Genomic DNA, 18,253 nt, shown 5'->3' with positions numbered 1-18,253 from the left:
CTCAGGCGGCGAGCCGCTCCGGCGCTGAATTCTTAGCCTTGGGTGCGCTCAGATAGGAGGCCATTTGCGGGCCCAGTTCGCGCTGAGCACGCAGATAGGCGACCGGGGTTACGATGCCGAGCCGGGCACGCGCAGCGTCGATCGGCTCGTGGAGCAGCTTTTCATAATCCTCGCCGGAGATCCATTTCGCCTTGCGGCCGTTGCGATAGCCTTCCCAAACCGCGCGCGCGAACAGCGTATTGCCGGTGACGCCGAGGCTCTTGAGCGCAGCCGCGCCGCCGATAAAGGCCCAGCCGAGCCCGCCGACCTGGGCATAGCTGAACGCGACCAGAGCCGCTTCACCAAGGCTTTCGTCCGCCTTGTAGCCGGTCAGGACGTGCCAGATATCATGCGTGTCGCGTACCCGCCGCCCGAACCAGGCATAGGGGTGGAGCATCTCCTCCTCGCTATTGACCTTGCTGATCTCGGCAAGACCATCGGCCGAATAGCCGGTCGTCTCGAGGAAATGACGATAGGCGGCGCCGACCGTGCCGGGCGCGAACTGAGCGACATAGGATGTGTCGGAGAGACGCTTCGCAAGCTCGACCCGCTCATAAGCCATCCGACCGCCGTCGGGGGTGGCGATGAACCTGGCATAGTTCATCGGCGCATTGCCGACGTTCAGCGCGCGCATGATGCGGAACACCTGGGTGGTGTCGTCGCCATTGGCGAGCAGCTTGCGGATCGCGTCGAACGCGGTGCGCCAGTCGCGGCGGCCGGTCGTGCCGGGAAAAGGAGGAAGCTTGGCCATTGACGCGAATCCTTACTGACAAGAGTGTCAATAAGTATCGGCGCGGCGCCCGTCAACCCGGCGCCTGGCGGCCACCGATCGTTTGGGCGAGAAAAAGGCGCAGCTTGTCGCGACAAGCGTCGGATGACATGCCTGAGGCGGCCGAGTGGTCGGCCCCCGCAATCCACAGGATTTGCCTGGGCCCCGGCGCGGCGTTGAACAACGCCCGCGTCTCAACCGGCGGCGTGTAGCGGTCGTGGTCGCCGCCGATCACCAGCACCGGGCCCGGATATCGCCGCAGCGCATCGATCGGCGACAGGGCGTCTGGCCAGACGCCGAAGCGGAATGGCGATTGGTAACTGAGCAAGGGCTCGAGCAGCATCGCGGGCCATGATCCGAGCTGGACGCCGATGCGGTTGCGGATCGCATGGCGGATGTCCGGATAGACCGCGATCAATATCAGCGCATCGGCCGGCACTGGCCCATGGTCGCCGAGCAAGGCCGCCGCCCCGCCAAGCGAGCTGCCGAGCACCGCCACCGGCGCGCCATGCTGCTGGCGCTTAAGCCAGCCGAGCGCAGCCGTCGCATCCCGCGATTCACCCAAGCCGAAGCTGTGCTGCGCCGGGGTCGATTCGCCATGTCCGCGGAAATCGATGGTCAGCGCTGCATAGCCCTGGCGCGCGACCCAGGCGGCGGTCGGCGCCATTGCGGCGCGCGAGGCGCCATTGCCGTGGAGCAGCAAGACCGCCGGCGCATTCGGGCTCGCACCCGGCCAATAGCTTGCCGTGACGGTCAGGCCGTCAGCGGTGCGGAGTCGGATATCGCGGGCCGGCGCCGTGGCGCGGGCGACATGGGACGGAGTGGGCCGCGTCATCGCCGAGCCAAGCAGCCAGCTGACAGCCAACCCGACGACAATCAGGACGGCGAAGAGGAACGACCAGCGCCGGAAGCGCCGGGCCGTCACACTCGCATCGGCATCAATACATAAAGCGCCGAGGATTTGTCATTCTCGCGAATCAGGGTTGGCGCGGCGGCGTCCGCCAGATGGACCTCGATCGTGTCGCCATCGAGCTGGCCGAGAATGTCGAGCAGATAGCGGCTGTTGAAGCCGATCTCGAAGGGCATCGCGGCATAATCGCCGGGCACTTCTTCCGCCGCCGTGCCATTTTCCGGGCTCGTCACGGAGAGGATGATCTTGTCGCGGTCGAGCGCCATCTTCACCGCGCGGGTCTTCTCGGTCGCGATGGTCGAGACGCGGTCGACGCCCTCTTCGAAGCTGCGCGGATCGATCTTGAGGATCTTGTCGTTGCCGGTCGGGATGACGCGGCTGTAATCGGGGAAGGTGCCGTCGATCAGCTTCGAGGTCAGCAGCGCCTGCCCGAGATCGAAACGGATCTTGGTCGGCGACAGCGATACGCCGACCGAACCGTCAATCTCCTCGAGCAGCTTGCGCAGCTCAGCGATGCACTTCCGCGGGATGATCACGTCCGGCATTTTCTCGGCGCCGTCGGGGCGCGGCATCGTGACGCGGGCGAGGCGGTGGCCGTCAGTCGCGGCCGCCTTCAGCACCGGCAGCGGATCGTCCGACACGTGCCAGAAGATGCCGTTCAGATAATAGCGCGTCTCTTCGGTCGAGATCGCGAATCGGGTCTTGTCGATGATCTGCTTCAGCGTCTCGGCGGGCAGTTCGAACGCGACGGGCAGTTCGCCTTCAGCGATCACCGGGAAATCGTCGCGCGGCAGCGTGCCGAGCTGGAACTTCGCGCGGCCGGCCATGATCGTCATCTTGCCGTCAGCGGCGGCGAGCGAAACCTGGCTGCCTTCCGGCAGTTTCCGCGCGATGTCGAACAGGGTGTGGGCCGAGACGGTGGTGGCGCCGGGCTGATCGACCGCGGCGGCGATCGTCTCGTTGATCTGAAGATCGAGATCGGTCGCCATCAGCTTCAACCCGCCCTCGGCGGTGGCTTCCAGCAGGACGTTGGAGAGGATCGGAATCGTATTGCGGCGCTCGACCACAGACTGGACGTGGCTGAGGCCCTTCAACAGAGTCGCGCGTTCGATCGTGGCCTTCATCGTGTATCCCCCGGGCCGCCGCCCATTCACTTTCCCTCCGAGCGTTCAGCCGGGGGCAATTCGCCGTCTCCTTTCCTTAACGATAAAAGGGGCTGGAGCAAGCGCCCCAGCCCCTTGTTTTGGGCCTTTTAAGAGGCATGTGGTTCAGAATCGGATGCCAACGCCTGCGACGACCTGATGGCGATCGGTATCGACATCGAAATTGTTGGTGTTCGCGCCGTTCGGATATTCCAGACGGGCATCACCATAGTTCGAGTAGCGATATTCGATCTTCGCATAGGCCTTGCCGCCGATCGCCTGCTCGAGGCCGGCGCCGAGGCGGTAGCCGTCGAGATTATAGTGCGCGCCGGTTTCGGTCGTGCCGTTGCTCGCGGTCAGGTCAAGGCGCTGGTTGGTGTAACCGCCCTTGGCGTAGATCAGCGTGTTCGGGGCCGCGCGGACGCCGACGCGGCCGCCGATATAGAGATCGCGGCCTGCCTTGACCCGGCCATAGCCGAGTGCCGAGGCAGTGGCGGGATTGGTGACCTTGCCGGTCGAACCGGTGACTTCGCCCTCGGCGCCGATCACCAGGCTGTTGCCGATCGCTGCGTCATAGCCGATGTCGCCGCCATAGGTCAGGCCCTGGGCCCTGCGATCGCTGCCGATATCCGAATTCGGGCCGCTGCCGGGCTGGATCTGGTCATAGCCGAGGATCACGCCGACGCGCGGACCAGTGAAGGTGGTCGGCTCGTCCTGCGCGAAAGCGGGGGCGGCAAAAGCTGCGGTCGCGGTCGCCGCGAGGGCAGTGAGAACAAGCGTACGCATAACATACTCCATTGAAACCCCGGCGGGTACCTGGCCGGGATGGGTCAAATAGGTGGCGGGGGCAGAGGTTTCATGAACCTCAGACAACGAGGAAAAACGTTGCTTTTGCGCCACACGGGGTTGAAAGCCGGCTCATGGCTTCCAAGGCAGTGAACGCGGCAAGATGAGGTTGGGTCGGGACTTCATCGCCCGTCACGGCGAAACGGTGTTCAATGCCGCCAGACGGTTGCAGGGCGACCATCCGCATACGCCGCTGACCCGCGCCGGCTTCGCCCAGGCCGATGAAATGGGCGAGGCGCTGCGCCGTCTGCTCGGCGCGAAACCGCCTTTGGCGCTATGGGCCTCTCCGACCGGACGGGCGCTGCAAACGCTCGCGGTGATCGCCGAGCATGTCGGGATCGACTGGCATGGTGCCGCAACCGACCCCAGGCTCGTCGAGATCGGGATGGGTGAATGGGGCGGGCTTTATTATGCCGAGGTGAAGGGCGACGGGCCGATCCTCGATCCGCGCACCGGGCTGTTCGCCCAGCGGGCGCCGGGCGGCGAATGGTATGACGAGATCGCAGCGCGGGTTTCGGGTTGGCTCGCCGAGACCGATGACGATCCGGGCGACCGGCTGATCGTGATGCACGGCATTTCCAGCCGGGTGCTGCGCGGGGTGATGACCGGCGCCGACGTCGAGCCGCGCTTTGCGGCGCCGATTGCGCCAGGGCTGCCGCAGGGATCGCTGGTGATGATCGAGGGTGGGGTCGAGACTTTGGTGTATCTTGGCCAGGGCGATGCGCCGGCATGAAGCGCGTGCTCATCCTGTTACTGCTCGCCGCAGCGCCAGCCGCGGCGCGCGATTCGCTTGGCATTTTCGACAATTGGGGCGCCTTTACCGATGCCTCGCCGCGACGCTGTTACGCCATTGCCCAGCCGCGATCCGGCCGTGCATCGGGCTGGCGGCCGTTTGCGAGCGTCGCCACCTGGCCCGGCCAGGGCGCGCGCAACCAGCTCCATATCCGGCTCAGCCGCGACCGCGATCCTCGTGCGCGGGTGACGCTCTCGGTCGGCGAGCGGCGCTTCGAGCTGGTCGCGGGCAATGCCGATGCATGGGCGCCCGACGCACGCACCGACGCCGCGATCGTGGCAGCGATCCGATCCAGCCGCAGCATGAGCGTCGAGACGCTCGGCAAGGGCGGCCAGCCCTTTGCGGATATCTACCCCTTGCGCGGCGCCGCCACCGCCATTGACGCAGCGACGCTGGGTTGCGCGCGGAGATAATCGGTCAGCCCCTCGGCCAGATGATCGAAGACCGCCCGGATTCGCGCGACGCCGCGCAGATCCTCGTGCGTGACCATCCAGGTTTCGAGCGGATATTCGAACAGGTCGGGCAATAGCCGCACCAGCGATGGATCGCGCGCGGCGAGGGGAATCTGGCACACGCCGATCCCGGCGCCAGCGCGCAGCGCGGCAAGCTGGGCGACGTCGCTGTCGCTTCGGAAGCTGAAATCGGTCGGCTGGACCTGGACTCCGCCAAATCGGAGCGAGCGCAATATCTCATTGTCATGTTCGGGACCGATCACGCCGTAGCGGCGGACATCGGCAATAGTCTCGGGCATGCCGTGGCGATCGAGGAGATCGCGCCGGGCATGAAGCCCGAGCGCCACGACGCCGATCATGCGGGCAACGAGACCCTCCTGCGTGGGGCGTGCCATGCGGACCGCGATATCGGCTTCGCGGCGCAGCACATCCTCGTTGCGGTTGGTCGGCGACAGGATGATCACGAGGCCGGGATGGCTGGCCTGGAGTGTCGCGAGGATTGAGGGCAGCACCTCGAGCGCGATCACCTCGCTCGCGGTGACGCGGACCACGCCGGCCACTTCGCCTGCTTCGGCTGACGCGGTGCGCGCAAAGGCGGCTGCGGCATGCGCCATCGCCTCGGCATGGCCGGCCAGTGCATGGGCGGTCTCGGTCGGATCGAGACCGGCGGGGGTCCGCGTGAACAAGACCACGCCGAGCGACGCCTCGAGATCCGCGATCCGGCGCCGCACCGTCGGCTGGGCGACGCTGAGCGCCCGCGCGGCCGCGGAAAGGCTGCCCTCGTTCATCACGGCGAGAAAGGCGCGGTGGCGCTCCCAGTCGGTTTCGTCGATGATCATCACTTTTGTATAGGCTGCCTCCCATATCTTGACAATTTTATTCTACGCGGCACGCCGCCATATCGGCCCGGCAAACACTGGAGGCGATCATGGACAGAACGGCTTTGATACTGGGCGCGACCGGCGGCGTCGGCGGCGAAACCGCAAGGGCGCTCATCGCACATGGCTGGTCGGTGCGAGGCCTGACGCGCACGCATCGTACCAGCACCGACGGGATTGAATGGGTGACTGGCGACGCGCTCGATCGCGATGCCGTGCTTCGCGCCGGCCAGGGCGTGTCGGCGATCGTGCATGCGGTGAACCCGCCGGGCTATCGCGACTGGGAGAAGGTCGTGCTGCCGATGCTCGACAACAGCATCGCCGCAGCTGAAGCGGTGGGCGCGAGACTGGCTCTGCCGGGGACGATCTATAATTATGATCCGCGCCATGATCCGATCATCTCGGAAGGCTCGGCGCAGCATCCGAATACGAGAAAGGGCGCGATCCGTGTCGAGATGGAAAGGCGGATCGAACAGGCCTGCGAGCGCGGCATGCGCGCGGTGATCCTGCGGGCGGGCGATTACTTCGGGCCCCGCCCGGGCAATGGCTGGCTGTCGCAGGGCATGGTGACGCCGGGCAAGCCGGTACGATCGATCGTCTATCCCGGCAAGCGCCGGGTCGGCCATAGCTGGGCCTATCTGCCCGATGTCGGCGAGACGTTCGCGCGGCTGCTCGACCGCGACGCGGCGCTTCCCGCTTTCGCGCGCTATCATTTCCGGGGCGTCTGGGACGGCGACGGCACGCACATCGTGGACGCGATCCGCGCCGCGACGGGCAGGCCCGACCTCAAGACGCGTAGCGTGCCCTGGGCTCTGCTGCCGCTGATCGCTCCCTTCAGCCAGACGATGCGCGAGATGATCGAGATGCGAACTTACTGGCAGCACCCGGTCCGGCTCGACAACAGCGCGCTTGTCGCATTGCTGGGCGAGGAGCCGCATACGCCGCTGACTATCGCAATGGCGGCGACGCTCGAGGCACTGGGTTGCCTGGGGGGCGATCGCTCACGTCAGAGGCCTGCACGGGCGATGCCGGAAAGAGGCGCTCGTCCCGGCTGGGCCGGATGAGCACGGGCGGTCGACCGGCTGGAGCGGCTCGTCGTATCACCGCTCTGCCCGGTCTGCCATTCGTCCGATGACGGATTGATCTATGTAACATTGCAACATAGGAGGCACATGTCGCGGTGACAGCCGCTGGGATTCGGACTGAAGACATGACGGGACGCGATCAGCTGAGTGTGAAGGGAGGGTGCGCCGAGGCGGCCGAGCTCCTTTTGCGCGCACGCCGGTTCGCCATTGTCTTTGCCATGCTGCTCGCCATCCTGTGGCAGAGCTTCGTTACCCAGACCCATGTCCATGCCAATCCAGGCGTCTATGCGGCGGCGATTTCCGATAGCGCGAGCGCGCCGACTCGGCTGAAGGCCGGGGAGGCTCCGTCCGACCTGCCGGCCACCTGCCCGATCTGCCAGGAAGTCGCGCACGCCGGATCCTATCTCTCGCCGGCGGCGGTCGCGCTCCAGCCGCCCGTACCAGTCGATCTCTGGCGCACCGCGACACCGGCGCTCTCGCCGACACTCCGCCAGCGCTCGCACGCCTGGCAGAGCCGCGCGCCGCCGTACCAACTCCAGGCCTGAAAACATCGTTGCGGGGCAAGGCGCGAATCGGCGCCCCCTCGCCTCTCATCGGATTTGTTCGCTGCGAATCCGGTGCCAAGGTTCTCCGGAGTTACCCAAAATGCGTTATCTGTTCCTGCTCAGCGCGGCGAGTGCCGCCCTGATTTCCTCCGCTGCCGCCGCACAGGACGCGCCGGGCGGCGGGGCCGGCGACATCGTCGTGACGGCGTCGAAGCTCGATACCGCGCGCGACGACATCCTGCCGTCGCTCGGCGCGAGCGACTATCATATCGATCGCAAGATCCTCGAGAATCAGCCGGGCGGCGTCGATCGCGGCCTGACTCAGGTGCTGCTGCAGGCCCCCGGCGTCACGCTCGATTCCTATGGGTCGATCCATGTCCGCAACGAGCATGGCAATCTGCAATATCGCCTCAACGGCGTGATCGTGCCGGAGAGCATCTCGGGTTTTGGCGCGACCTTCGATCCGCATATCGCTGATTCGGTCGACATGCTGACCGGCACCTTGCCGGCGCAATATGGCTATCGCACCTCGGGCGTGATCAACCTCAAGACTCAGGCCGGCGCCTTCGAGAATGGCGGCGACCTCGGTTTCTATGGCGGCAGCCATGGGACATTGCAGCCGAACGCAAGCGTGCATGGCTCGAGCGGTGACCTCAATTATTTCGTCTCGGGCAGCTATCTGGAGAATGATCTGGGGGTCGAAAACCCGACCGCGTCGCGCGACGCCATCCACGACCACACGCGCCAATATCGGGCGTTCGCCTATCTCTCCGATATCGTCTCGAGCACGAGCCGCCTCACCGCGTTCGGCGGCACATCGATCGGCTATTTCCAGATTCCGAACAATCCAGGCCAGGGTGGGGCCGGCCCGAATGGGATGAACTGGGTGCTGAACGGCAATTCGGCTTTCGATTCAGCCAGGCTCGACCAGAATCAGCGCGAAATCACCCATTATGGCGTGCTCTCCTGGCAATATGCCGGCGACGCGCTGAACTTCCAGGTCGCGCCGTTCGTCCGCTATTCGCAGACGCGCTTCACGCCCGACCCAAAGGGTGGCGATCTAATCCTGGGCGGGGTGGCCGACAATGCACGGCTGTCGAGCCTGGCTGCCGGAATACAGGCCGATGGCAGCTACAAGCTCTCCGACAGCCATACGCTGCGCTTCGGCGTGTTCTTCCAGAATGAGCGGACTCGTTCGAGCGTGACCTCGCGTGTTTTCACGATCGATGCGAATGGCGACCAGACCTCCGATATCCCGCTGTCGATCACCGATAGCGGCGGGCGAAACGGTCAGCTGTACGGCGTTTATCTCCAGGACGAATGGTCGCTGACCCCGACGCTGACGCTCAATTATGGCGCGCGTTTCGATGTGGTGCGTGCCTATACCAGGGAGCAGCAGCTCAGCCCGCGCGTCAACATGGTGTGGAAACCCGCCACGGGCACGACCTTCCATCTTGGCTATGCGCGCAACTTCACGCCACCGCCGCAGGAGCTGATCGCCGCGCCGACGCTCGCCTTGTTCGCCGGCACGACCAAGGAGACTGAGATCACCACCGCTGGTCCGGTGCGCGCCGAACGCGAGCATTATTTAGATGGCGGCGTGGAGCAGCAGATCGCACCTGGCTTCAAGATCGGCCTCGATGCCTATTACAAGATCAAGCGCAATCTGCTCGATGAGGGCCAGTTCGGCCCATCGCTGGTGCTCTCCCCCTTCAACTACGCCAAGGGCTATGCCTGGGGCGTCGAGCTCAGCGCCAACTACACGCATCGCAACATCGACCTTTATGCCAATGTCGCGCGCGGGCAGGAGAAAGCCAAGAACATCATCTCGAGCCAATATTTCTTCGCGTCTGATGAGCTGGATTATATCCGCACGCACAGCATCTTCACGGACCATTCGCAGCGCTGGACCGCTTCCGGCGGGGCCAGCATCACGATCAAGGACGGGATCGGCTCGCTTATCCCGACCGCGGACTTCCTCTATGGCGACGGGCTTCGCGCCGATGATCCCGCCGGCATCGTCCCGAATGGCGGGAAGCTGCCCTCCTATTTCACCGCGAATTTCGGGGTGGCGCAGAATCTCGATGGGCCGGGCGTGCTGAAGGGCGTGTCGATTCGCTTCGATGTCACCAATATCTTCGACAAGAGCTATCTGATCCGCGACGGCTCAGGCGTCGGGGTCGGCGCGCCGCAATATGGCGCGCGGCGCGGGTTCTTCGCGGGCATTCGCAAGACGTTCTGAAGCGACGGGCTGCCGCCGCGGATCGTTCCCGCGGCGGCTGCCTGCGATCCCCCAACGGCGGCACCGACATCGTGTAATTTCTTGCCGATCGTCAGGTGGTGGTTCACTCCTGCGCTCGCGGGTCTCGCCTGAGCTGGTCGCGGCTTCTGTCGGATTCACCGCGAATGTGGGGAGAATTATATGGCGATCGGACAGTGCGGCATCGCTATCGATGAGCGCTCCACCCAATGATCCCGGCCCTGCTTGCAGGCACAGCCGCCTCGATCGCCGGTCTTGCTATCTTCTCTCGCGTCGCCGCTCGTCGCATCGAGCGCGATGTCCCCGCCGATGGCCTTTTCGTCACCATTAACGGCGTCCGCCTCCATTATACCGATCATGGCCAGGGCCCGGCGATCGTGATGATCCACGGCCTTTGCGGGCAGCTGCGCAATTTCAGCTACGCGCTCACTGATCATCTGGTCGCTGATCACCGTGTCATCCTCGTCGACCGGCCAGGCTCGGGCTATTCGGCCGCCGCGCCCTCGGCTGCAATTCCGGCGCAGGCGAAACTGATCGCCGGGCTGATCGACGCGCTCGGGCTCGATCACCCGCTGGTCGTCGGTCATTCGCTGGGTGGCGCGGTCGCGCTGGCGCTGGCGCTCGATCATCCCGACAAGGTCAGCGGTCTCGCCTTGCTCGCGCCCCTTACCCAGCCGCAGGACACAGTGCCCCCAGCATTCAAGGCGATCTCGATCGGTTCACCCGCAGTCCGCCGCGCGGTCGCCTGGACGATGGCGACGCCGCTGGGGCTGCTCTCCGGCAGCAAGGGCACTGAAGCCGTGTTCGCGCCCGAGCCGGCGCCAGCCGATTTCGGCACCAGGGGCGGCGGCACGCTGACGCTCCGTCCCGGCGCCTTCCACGCCGCCTCGACCGACCTCGCCGCCACCCGTAACGACATGGCGGCGCTCGCAGCGCGCTACGGGCAGCTCTCGGTGCCGGTCGCGATCCTCTATGGCCATGAGGACGCAATTCTTGATCCCGAAACCCACGGCGCGAAGATTGCTCGCGAATTCCCGCGGGTCGAATTGACGCTGATCCCGGGCGGCCACATGATTCCGGTCACCGCCCCCGATCAGGTCGCGGAATGGATCAAGGGGCGCGCAGGCGGCGCCTGATGCCGGGCCAGGCCGCGTTCGTCAGGGCCCTCTTACGTCTGCCGCTCCTGATTTTGCGCACTCGCTTCCGGCTGGGCATTTCCCTCGGCACCGTCACCTGACACGACAGCCTGGACGACCGCACCACCGACACTGGCCAGAGCGCCCTGCGCCAGTGTCTCGACCTGGTTGCGGGCCGCCTCGACTGCGGTGTCCGCAGCGTCGCGGGCGACGTCGCTCAGCTTGCCGGCAACCTCACCCATCATTTGCGCCTCCCGGCGGCTCGAAGGCAGCAACAGAGCAACGCCCGCACTGACCGCCGCGGCGCCGGCCACAGCCGCGAACGGATTGGCTTTGACCTGTTGAGCGCCCGCCTGCGCCACATCGCTCAAACGGTCACTGACCGCGCGAAACGCCGCCGCCGCTTGCTGGCGCCTCCCTCGGCTCGAGGTTCCACCGCCGCTATCGTCACCAAACCCACCTGTGCTGTACGGCTGGTGCAAGCCTTGCTTCGCAGTCTTCGCGCTCATGCTGCCACCTCGATGTTCGCGTTGGCCGGATAGGTGCGAGATACTCCGCCTCGCTGGCCGAGCCCGCCTTTCGCAATGCGGCCCCCGACGAAGCCGAGTACCGAGGCCACGCCAATTGCAACGCCCGGATGCCGGGTGATGATCGACCGCGTTTCCTCGACCATATCGCCGACGCTGTTGCGTCGCAGGCCCTGTGCGAGCCCCTCGACCGCATCGCCGCCGCGGTTGATCGCGTTCCCGACCACGCTGCCGAATTCGGCGCCTGCTCCGTTCGCGAACTCCCGGATCACCTCGACAGCTGCATCGAGCTGCCGGGTGGCGTCGTCTTTCAGTCCTTCGGCCAGTTGATTGGCCTTTGCTATGCCCTGATCGGCGAGCCTGCTTGGCTGGCCCTTCGCCTGATCGATGAGTCCGGCCGCACCACCGCCGCCGCGGTTCGCCTCCGGCCCTGCTCGCGGATCTATTGCAGTCGAAGCCATATAGGCCCTCCGTCGCCATGTGCCTGGACAGCAAAAAACCGACGCCTTTCCCGACAGTTCCCTGCCAAATGACTGATCGAGGTTACCTTGGCCACGCATCCCTGCGCGTATACCGATTCACTCGCGGCGCGTGACGACAAGCCGGACTCCGGTCGCGCAGTGGAAAAAGCCGCAGAAATAGCCTATGTGCGCCGCCATGCTTGATACCCCGACGCATTCCATGCCCATTCCCGGGCACATCGATCCCGTGCCCGTGCCCCGCGCGCCGACGTTGCGTGCCGATGGCCGCATCGACCTGATCGGCCTGCCGCGCGAGGCGATCCGCGCCGCGCTCGAAGAGGCGGGCATGGAGCCGAAACAGGCCAAGCTCCGCGCGAAACAGCTCTGGCACTGGATGTATAATCGTGGTGCGACCGAGTTTACCGCGATGACCGATATCTCGAAGAGCCAGCATCCCTGGTTCGCCGAGCGCTTCGTGATCGGCCGGCCTGAAGTGATCGAGGCGCAGGTCTCGACTGACGGCACGCGCAAATGGCTGCTGCGCTCGCCCGATGCGCAGGACTACGAGATGGTCTTCATCCCAGATGCAGACCGGGGCACGCTGTGCGTGTCGAGCCAGGTCGGCTGCACGCTCAATTGCCGCTTCTGCCACACCGGCACGATGCGCCTCGTCCGCAACCTGACCGCGGGCGAGATCGTCGGCCAGGTGATGCTGGCGCGCGACGGCCTTGGCGAATGGCCGAGCCAGCCTGAAGGCCGCATGCTCACCAACATCGTAATGATGGGCATGGGCGAGCCGCTCTATAATTTCGATGCGGTGCGCGATGCACTGAAGCTGATCATGGACGGCGACGGGCTTGCGCTGTCGAAGCGCCGCATCACGCTCTCCACCTCGGGGGTGGTGCCGATGATGGCGCGCGCCGGGGCCGAGATCGGGGTGAACCTCGCCGTTTCGCTGCATGCCGTCACCAAGGAAGTTCGCGACGAGATCGTCCCGATCAACCGCAAATACGGCATCGAGGAACTGCTCCAGGCCTGTGCCGATTATCCGGGCGCGAACAATGCGCGGCGCATCACTTTCGAATATGTCATGCTCCGCGACAAGAATGACAGCGACGCGGATGCGCATGAGCTGGTCCGGCTGATCCGCCATTACCGCCTGCCCGCCAAGGTCAATCTGATCCCGTTCAATCCCTGGCCGGGCGCGCCCTATGAATGCTCGACCCCGGAGCGGATCCGCAGCTTTTCGAGCATCATCTTCGAAGCCGGCATCTCGGCGCCGGTGCGCACCCCGCGCGGCCGCGACATCGATGCCGCCTGCGGTCAGCTCAAGACGGCGTCCGAAAAGAAGAGCCGTGCGGAGCTCGACCGCCAGGCCGAAGAGAAGCTCGCCGCGCTGGGCTGACCGTGCCCGACACGGGGGAGGCGGTGCTCTGCCGTCTCGCTTTCGTACCGCTTCCGTATCGTTCCGGGCAATTATGGTTCACCAATGCCGCTCAAGGCAGTAGGCCATGCTCAGGAGCGCATCKATGAACGAGCCGGCCACAATTGCGGATATCCCACCCGCCCCAAACGCGCCGCCGCATGGCGGATCGGTGATCTATCGTCACCGTGTCGTGACGCGTCTGTGGCACTGGATCAACGCGATCACGATCTTCATCATGATCGGCAGCGGCCTGATGATCTCCAACGCGCACCCGCATCTCTATTGGGGCAATTATGGCGCGAATTTCGATCATCCCTGGCTGAGCCTGCCGCGCTGGCCGGGCTGGGTCACGATCCCTGGGAGCTATAATCTCGCGCTCGCGCGGCGCTGGCATCTGCTGTTCGCGCTGGTGCTCGGCTTCGGCCTGTTGCTCTTCATGATCGCGAGCCTGATCAACCGCCACTTCCAGCGCGACCTGCGGGTGCGGGCCGGGGAGCTCAAGCCGCGGAACCTGCTCCATGACCTGAAGGAGCATCTCGCCTTCCGCTTCCATGACCCCGCCAATCCGGCAGCGTTCAACATCTTCCAGAAGCTCTCCTATGTCCTCGTCATCTTCATCCTGATCCCGGTGATGATCCTGACCGGGCTGACCTTGTCACCGGGCATGAACGCGGCCTGGCCATGGCTGCTCGACATCTTTGGCGGGCGATCCTCGGCACGGTCGATCCATTTCATCGCCGCCGCCGCGCTGGTTGCCTTCACCATCGTCCATCTCCTGCTCGTGATGCTGGCTGGCCCGCTGAACGAGATCCGGTCGATGATAACAGGCCGCTGGACGATACCGGGAGACAAAGCATGACCGGCCTGATCACCCGCCGCGCGCTCGTCACTTCGGCGGCACTTGGCGCGGGCGCTCTGCTCTCGGGCTGCGACAAGGTCGCGGCCAATCCGGGCTTCCGCAAAATCCTGCTTTCGGGCGACAAGCTCAATCTCGGGCTGCAACGCGCGCTGATGAACCGCAATGCGCTTGCGCCCGAATTCCGGCCGGACCAGATGTCACCCATCTTCCGGGTCAACGGCACGCATGACCCGGCAACGCCCGACTATAATGCGATGGTCGCCGACAAGTTCGCGCATTGGCGGCTCGGCGTCGGCGGGCTGGTCGCGAGGCCGCTCTCGATCTCGATGGCGCAGCTCCGTCAGATGCCGGCGCGGACTCAGATCACCCGGCATGATTGCGTCGAAGGGTGGAGCGCGATCGGCAAATGGCATGGGCCGATGCTCGGTACGATCCTGAAGGCGGCCGGCGTCAGCGACAAGGCGCGCTACATCGTCTTCACCTGTGCCGATCTCTATCACAGCAAGCCCTATTATGAATCAATCGACTTGGTCGATGCGTTCCACCCACAGACCATCCTTGCCTGGGCGATGAATGATTCGGCGCTGAGCGTCGGACATGGCGCCCCGATTCGCCTCCGGATCGAGCGCCAGCTCGGCTACAAGCACGCCAAATATATAATGCAGATTAATGCGGTCGCGTCGTTGGACGGAATCGGCAAGGGAAAAGGCGGCTATTGGGAGGATAATGTCGATTACGACTGGTATGCCGGCATCTGATCGTGAGGGTCTAAACTTCCTCCCCGCAACGGTCGGGACGGAGCGGATTTTGGCGCAAGGGTAGGAGCAAGGAGGGAGCGATGCTTTGTCATCGTGACCCCAGAGTCCCTTGGCGCGCGGCGCCGCCTTGCGCCAAAAGCCGCCCGCCGCGAAGCGGTCGCCTGGAGAAGGGCGCTGGCGGCGTCACGCTGCTTGCGCGGGCTACCAGCCCGCGACTGCGCAACCTTCCTTGCCAGCGCCCTTCTCCAGGCGATCACGACCATTGCGGGGAGAAAGTTTAGACCCTAATTCCCGCCAATATGGCTCTAATCGATCGATTCCTCGCCGCCAGGGTCAAGCGCGGCCAGCTCACCGTCCACCATGCCAACGGCACGGTCGTCACCTTCGGGAAGCCGGATCCGGCCTTTCCGAACGTCACCATCCGCTTCACTGATCACGGCGCGACCGGGTTCATCGTCCGCAATCCGAGCCTGGGTGCGGGCGAGGCCTATATGCAGGACCGGATGACGGTCGATGACGACGATATCCGCGGCCTTGTCACGCTGATGACCGCGAATGATATTTGGGAGGGCGGCACTGACGCGCTCTATGCAAGCCGCCCACGGCGGATGGTTGCCGCGGTCACCCGGCGGATCGGCCGGATCAACATGGCGCGCCGATCGAAGAAGAATGTCGCGCATCACTACGACCTGAGCGACCGGCTCTACGATCTCTTCCTCGATTCAGACCGTCAGTACAGCTGCGCCTATTTCACTGATCCCGCCAACAGCCTGGAAGAGGCGCAGAGCGACAAGAAAGCGCATATCGCCGCCAAGCTTGCGTTGAAGCCGGGCATGACCGTGCTCGACATCGGCTGCGGCTGGGGCGGCCTCGCGCTCTATTTGCATGAGAAGACTGGCGCCGAGGTGCTCGGCATCACCCTTTCCGAGGAGCAGATCAAGGTCGCCAGGCGCCGGGCGGAGGAAGCTGGCGTCTCGGACAAGGTGAAGTTCGAGCTGATCGACTATCGCCACGTGACCGGCACGTTCGACCGCATCGTCTCGGTCGGCATGTTCGAGCATGTCGGCCCGCCCTTCTATCGCACCTTCCTGCGCCAGTGCCGCAACCTGCTGACCGAGGACGGTGTCATGCTGCTCCACACCATCGGGCGCGCCGGCGGCCCCGGCGTCACTGACGACTGGACTGCGAAATACATCTTCCCCGGCGGCTACAACCCGGCCCTCTCCGAGATCGTCCGCGCCAACGAAGGGCTTCGCTTCTTCCTTACCGATGTCGAGGTGCTGCGCCTCCATTATGCCTATACGCTCGACCATTGGTACGACCGCACCGTCGCCGCGCGGGACGCGATCGTCGCGCTCTATGATGAGCCCTTCTACCGGATGTGGACTTTCTATCTGGCCGGCGCGGCCGCTGCGTTCCGCTATGGCGGGATGGTCAATTATCAGCTCCAGTTCGCCAAGAACCGTCACGTCTTGCCGATCACGCGCGACTATATGTTCGAGGGCGAGCGCGCGCTGCGGGAGGATCAGGCCCCCGGTTCATCAGACCATGCCTTGGCGATCAACGCCTCGAGCATGGCCTGATCCACATCGGCCAGCTTCTTGATGTAGAGGCAGCCCTTGCCGGTCGAATGCTTGCCGAGCTTCGCCAGCAACGGGTCGAGCCGCCCCGAGCCGGCACCGACATAGAACACGAGCTGCGCTTTACGCGGTGAAAAGCCGATCCGGCAGATATCGCCCTCACGCCCGCTCTCGTAGCGATAATGACGGGTGCCGAAGCCGATGATCGAAGGACCCCACATCGTCGCCGGCTCGCCGGTGATCCGCGCCATCATCTCGGCGACCGCGCGCCCGTCTTCGCGGCGCTGCTCGGGCTCGACCTTCGCCAGAAACGCTTCGACGCTCGCCTCTGTCGCCTGGGTCTTGTTTTCGGCCATGCGAGTTCTCCTGGTTCGCAATCACGCTAGGCTAGCGCGGCGCCGCCTCGCCGCCTAGTCCGCCCCGATGGCTCCCGCCCTGCTCACCCGTCGATCGATCTTCGCCCAGGCATGGCCGATCATGCTCGGCCAGACGACCGTGCCGCTGGTCGGGCTGGTCGATACAGCGATCATCGGCCGCACAGGCGATGCCGCCGCTTTGGCCGGTGTGGCGCTTGGCACGACCGTCATCAACCTCGTCTTCTGGACCTTTGGCTTCCTGCGCATGGGGATGACCGGGATGACGGCGCAGGCCGAGGGCGCAGGCGATGCCTCCGAAGTCGAGGCGATGCTGCTGCGCGGGGTGATCGCCGGGGTCCTGCTGGGCGCCATCCTGTTTGCGCTGCAGCTCCTGTTGATCCCGCTCGCTCTTCATACGCTGGCGGGCGGCGGGGCGATGGACGATGCCGCGCGCGGCTATGTGAGCGCGCGCTTTTTCGGTGCGCCGGCCAGCCTTTCCATCTTCGCGATCAATGGCTGGCTGCTCGGCCTCGGGCGGACGCGTGCCGCGCTCGCGCTGCAGATCGTGATGAACCTCGTCAATATCGGCTTCGACCTGTTGTTCGTCTGGCATTTCCATATGGGTGCGCGCGGGGTCGGGCTGGGCACTGCATCGGCCGAATGGATCTCGCTTGCGGTAGGCCTGATCATCGCCGGGCGCGGGATCGCATGGCGGCGGATATTTTCACCGACATTGTTCGGAGACGGGGCGCTCAAGCGACTGTTCGCGGTCAACGCGGACATCATGGTCCGGACGATTGCGCTCTTGCTGATGTTCGTCTGGTTCACCAATGCCGGCGCGCGGCTCGGCGCGACGGCACTGGCCGCCAACCATGTGCTGATGCAGTTCGTCAGCGTCTCCGCCTTTGTGCTCGACGGCTTCGCCTTCACTGCCGAATCGCGCGTCGGCCAGGCGATCGGCGCGCAATCGCGGCAGGCAGTGACCCGCGCTATCCGGCTGACGGGCGAATTCTCGCTGCTGGCCGGCATTGGTTTCGCCCTGCTGTTCTTCGTAGCCGGCGCCCCGCTCATCGCCTTTTTCGCAAGCAATCCGGGAGTCCGTGCCCAGGCGATGGCATTGCTCCCCTTCGCCGCGATCATCCCCGCGATCGGCGTGCCGGCGTGGCTGCTCGACGGCATCTTCATCGGCGCGACCCGCGGCAAGGCGCTGCGCAACGCGGCGATCGTCGCGACCAGCCTCTATATCGCGACCGATCTCGCGCTCCGGCCGTTCGGTGCGAGCGGGATCTGGTGGGCGCTGATGGCGAGCTATCTCTACCGCGCCGGCGCGCTCGGCGCGTACCTGCCGGGACTGCTCCGGACCATCGAGGTTGCGGAACCGGCGCCTGCCCCCTAGAGCGCGGGCCGATTTCCAAGCATCTTCGGAGCCGC

At 65.2% G+C, this 18,253-nt stretch carries 19 protein-coding genes; 11 read left to right on the top strand and 8 right to left on the bottom strand.

The genetic code is table 11. From position 1 onward, the window contains the following. Position 1 precedes the first annotated feature (1 nt). The 4 genes from AC1DVS_RS03500 to AC1DVS_RS03485 all read right to left on the bottom strand — a co-directional run bounded on the left by AC1DVS_RS03500 (position 2) and on the right by AC1DVS_RS03485 (position 3,646). Positions 2–790 (bottom strand): Coq4 family protein, encoded by a 789-nt coding sequence (locus AC1DVS_RS03500; protein WP_478020291.1) that lies wholly within the window; start codon positions 788–790, stop codon positions 2–4. Positions 791–842: 52 nt separating this feature from the next. Next, positions 843–1,733, bottom strand: coding sequence for an alpha/beta fold hydrolase (locus AC1DVS_RS03495; protein WP_478020289.1), 891 nt, complete (start codon positions 1,731–1,733; stop codon positions 843–845). After that, positions 1,730–2,842 carry a DNA polymerase III subunit beta gene (gene dnaN, locus AC1DVS_RS03490; protein WP_478020287.1) on the bottom strand — a complete coding sequence of 371 codons (1,113 nt, stop codon included), beginning with the start codon at positions 2,840–2,842 and terminating at the stop codon, positions 1,730–1,732. The genes AC1DVS_RS03495 and dnaN overlap by 4 nt, the downstream gene beginning before the upstream one ends. A 144-nt stretch (positions 2,843–2,986) precedes the next feature. Continuing rightward, positions 2,987–3,646, bottom strand: a complete 660-nt coding sequence (locus tag AC1DVS_RS03485; protein WP_478020285.1) for an outer membrane protein — start codon at positions 3,644–3,646, stop codon at positions 2,987–2,989. A 163-nt stretch (positions 3,647–3,809) separates the two neighbouring features. On the opposite strand from AC1DVS_RS03485, the gene AC1DVS_RS03480 reads away from it, so the two are divergent. Both AC1DVS_RS03480 and AC1DVS_RS03475 read left to right on the top strand, forming a co-directional pair. Next, positions 3,810–4,439, top strand: a complete 630-nt coding sequence (locus tag AC1DVS_RS03480; RefSeq protein ID WP_478020283.1) for a histidine phosphatase family protein — start codon at positions 3,810–3,812, stop codon at positions 4,437–4,439. After that, complete coding sequence (locus AC1DVS_RS03475) at positions 4,436–4,912, top strand: hypothetical protein (protein ID WP_478020281.1); 477 nt, start codon at positions 4,436–4,438, stop codon at positions 4,910–4,912. Before AC1DVS_RS03480 ends, AC1DVS_RS03475 begins: the two co-directional genes overlap by 4 nt. Here the strand turns inward: AC1DVS_RS03475 and AC1DVS_RS03470 are convergent. After that, entirely contained in the window at positions 4,849–5,790 is a 942-nt protein-coding gene (locus tag AC1DVS_RS03470; protein WP_478020280.1) for a LysR family transcriptional regulator, read from the bottom strand. The genes AC1DVS_RS03475 and AC1DVS_RS03470 overlap by 64 nt on opposite strands. Positions 5,791–5,879: 89 nt before the next feature. Between AC1DVS_RS03470 and AC1DVS_RS03465 the strand changes: the two genes are divergently transcribed. The 4 genes from AC1DVS_RS03465 to AC1DVS_RS03450 all read left to right on the top strand — a co-directional run bounded on the left by AC1DVS_RS03465 (position 5,880) and on the right by AC1DVS_RS03450 (position 10,855). Then, a complete protein-coding gene (locus AC1DVS_RS03465; protein ID WP_478020279.1) occupies positions 5,880–6,893 on the top strand; it encodes an NAD-dependent epimerase/dehydratase family protein in 1,014 nt (337 codons plus the stop codon). 146 nt (positions 6,894–7,039) lie between these two features. After that, positions 7,040–7,459, top strand: coding sequence for a DUF2946 family protein (locus AC1DVS_RS03460; protein ID WP_478020277.1), 420 nt, complete (start codon positions 7,040–7,042; stop codon positions 7,457–7,459). Between the two features lie 100 nt (positions 7,460–7,559). Then, positions 7,560–9,701 (top strand): TonB-dependent receptor, encoded by a 2,142-nt coding sequence (locus AC1DVS_RS03455; protein ID WP_478020275.1) that lies wholly within the window; start codon positions 7,560–7,562, stop codon positions 9,699–9,701. 227 nt (positions 9,702–9,928) lie between these two features. After that, positions 9,929–10,855, top strand: a complete 927-nt coding sequence (locus AC1DVS_RS03450) for an alpha/beta fold hydrolase (protein ID WP_478020273.1) — start codon at positions 9,929–9,931, stop codon at positions 10,853–10,855. Positions 10,856–10,887: 32 nt separating this feature from the next. Here AC1DVS_RS03450 and AC1DVS_RS03445 read toward each other — a convergent pair whose 3' ends face one another. Further along, on the bottom strand, positions 10,888–11,364 hold the full coding sequence (locus tag AC1DVS_RS03445) for a hypothetical protein (protein WP_478020271.1): 477 nt from the start codon (positions 11,362–11,364) through the stop codon (positions 10,888–10,890). Beyond that, a complete protein-coding gene (locus AC1DVS_RS03440; RefSeq protein ID WP_478020269.1) occupies positions 11,361–11,843 on the bottom strand; it encodes a hypothetical protein in 483 nt (160 codons plus the stop codon). The genes AC1DVS_RS03445 and AC1DVS_RS03440 overlap by 4 nt, the downstream gene beginning before the upstream one ends. 220 nt (positions 11,844–12,063) lie before the next feature. On the opposite strand from AC1DVS_RS03440, the gene rlmN reads away from it, so the two are divergent. The 4 genes from rlmN (at position 12,064) to AC1DVS_RS03420 (ending at position 16,469) form a co-directional block, all read left to right on the top strand. Next, a complete protein-coding gene (rlmN, locus tag AC1DVS_RS03435) occupies positions 12,064–13,248 on the top strand; it encodes a dual-specificity RNA methyltransferase RlmN (RefSeq protein WP_478020267.1) in 1,185 nt (394 codons plus the stop codon). Between the two features lie 124 nt (positions 13,249–13,372). Continuing rightward, a complete protein-coding gene (locus AC1DVS_RS03430) occupies positions 13,373–14,128 on the top strand; it encodes a cytochrome b/b6 domain-containing protein (protein WP_478020265.1) in 756 nt (251 codons plus the stop codon). Beyond that, on the top strand, positions 14,125–14,886 hold the full coding sequence (locus AC1DVS_RS03425; RefSeq protein ID WP_478020263.1) for a molybdopterin-dependent oxidoreductase: 762 nt from the start codon (positions 14,125–14,127) through the stop codon (positions 14,884–14,886). The genes AC1DVS_RS03430 and AC1DVS_RS03425 overlap by 4 nt, the downstream gene beginning before the upstream one ends. A gap of 299 nt (positions 14,887–15,185) precedes the next feature. After that, the gene (locus tag AC1DVS_RS03420; RefSeq protein WP_478020261.1) at positions 15,186–16,469 is read left to right on the top strand and encodes a class I SAM-dependent methyltransferase; all 1,284 of its coding nucleotides are present in this window, start codon (positions 15,186–15,188) and stop codon (positions 16,467–16,469) included. Here the strand turns inward: AC1DVS_RS03420 and AC1DVS_RS03415 are convergent. Beyond that, positions 16,412–16,822 carry a DUF1801 domain-containing protein gene (locus tag AC1DVS_RS03415; protein ID WP_478020259.1) on the bottom strand — a complete coding sequence of 137 codons (411 nt, stop codon included), beginning with the start codon at positions 16,820–16,822 and terminating at the stop codon, positions 16,412–16,414. The genes AC1DVS_RS03420 and AC1DVS_RS03415 overlap by 58 nt on opposite strands. Positions 16,823–16,889: 67 nt before the next feature. Between AC1DVS_RS03415 and AC1DVS_RS03410 the strand changes: the two genes are divergently transcribed. Next, positions 16,890–18,218: an MATE family efflux transporter gene (locus AC1DVS_RS03410; RefSeq protein WP_478020257.1), complete on the top strand. Its 1,329-nt coding sequence runs from the start codon at positions 16,890–16,892 to the stop codon at positions 18,216–18,218. Positions 18,219–18,253: the final 35 nt, after the last annotated feature.

This window comes from Sphingomonas sp. P3_C5, assembly GCF_056402635.1.
Note: the sequence above shows the minus strand (reverse complement) of the source record. Positions and strands in the feature narration are given on the sequence as shown.

What these genes read in the sequence shown, in the direction of transcription:
- AC1DVS_RS03410 (WP_478020257.1), top strand. Translation starts at nt 16,890, where the DNA reads ATGGCTCCCGCCCTGCTCACCCGTCGATCGATCTTCGCCCAGGCATGG.
- rlmN (WP_478020267.1), top strand. Translation starts at nt 12,064, where the DNA reads ATGCCCATTCCCGGGCACATCGATCCCGTGCCCGTGCCCCGCGCGCCG.
- dnaN (WP_478020287.1), bottom strand. Translation starts at nt 2,842, where the DNA reads ATGAAGGCCACGATCGAACGCGCGACTCTGTTGAAGGGCCTCAGCCAC.
- AC1DVS_RS03470 (WP_478020280.1), bottom strand. Translation starts at nt 5,790, where the DNA reads ATGATCATCGACGAAACCGACTGGGAGCGCCACCGCGCCTTTCTCGCC.
- AC1DVS_RS03440 (WP_478020269.1), bottom strand. Translation starts at nt 11,843, where the DNA reads ATGGCTTCGACTGCAATAGATCCGCGAGCAGGGCCGGAGGCGAACCGC.
- AC1DVS_RS03500 (WP_478020291.1), bottom strand. Translation starts at nt 790, where the DNA reads ATGGCCAAGCTTCCTCCTTTTCCCGGCACGACCGGCCGCCGCGACTGG.
- AC1DVS_RS03450 (WP_478020273.1), top strand. Translation starts at nt 9,929, where the DNA reads ATGATCCCGGCCCTGCTTGCAGGCACAGCCGCCTCGATCGCCGGTCTT.
- AC1DVS_RS03430 (WP_478020265.1), top strand. Translation starts at nt 13,373, where the DNA reads ATGAACGAGCCGGCCACAATTGCGGATATCCCACCCGCCCCAAACGCG.
- AC1DVS_RS03415 (WP_478020259.1), bottom strand. Translation starts at nt 16,822, where the DNA reads ATGGCCGAAAACAAGACCCAGGCGACAGAGGCGAGCGTCGAAGCGTTT.
- AC1DVS_RS03465 (WP_478020279.1), top strand. Translation starts at nt 5,880, where the DNA reads ATGGACAGAACGGCTTTGATACTGGGCGCGACCGGCGGCGTCGGCGGC.
- AC1DVS_RS03445 (WP_478020271.1), bottom strand. Translation starts at nt 11,364, where the DNA reads ATGAGCGCGAAGACTGCGAAGCAAGGCTTGCACCAGCCGTACAGCACA.
- AC1DVS_RS03425 (WP_478020263.1), top strand. Translation starts at nt 14,125, where the DNA reads ATGACCGGCCTGATCACCCGCCGCGCGCTCGTCACTTCGGCGGCACTT.
- AC1DVS_RS03455 (WP_478020275.1), top strand. Translation starts at nt 7,560, where the DNA reads ATGCGTTATCTGTTCCTGCTCAGCGCGGCGAGTGCCGCCCTGATTTCC.
- AC1DVS_RS03485 (WP_478020285.1), bottom strand. Translation starts at nt 3,646, where the DNA reads ATGCGTACGCTTGTTCTCACTGCCCTCGCGGCGACCGCGACCGCAGCT.
- AC1DVS_RS03460 (WP_478020277.1), top strand. Translation starts at nt 7,040, where the DNA reads ATGACGGGACGCGATCAGCTGAGTGTGAAGGGAGGGTGCGCCGAGGCG.
- AC1DVS_RS03475 (WP_478020281.1), top strand. Translation starts at nt 4,436, where the DNA reads ATGAAGCGCGTGCTCATCCTGTTACTGCTCGCCGCAGCGCCAGCCGCG.
- AC1DVS_RS03420 (WP_478020261.1), top strand. Translation starts at nt 15,186, where the DNA reads ATGGCTCTAATCGATCGATTCCTCGCCGCCAGGGTCAAGCGCGGCCAG.
- AC1DVS_RS03480 (WP_478020283.1), top strand. Translation starts at nt 3,810, where the DNA reads ATGAGGTTGGGTCGGGACTTCATCGCCCGTCACGGCGAAACGGTGTTC.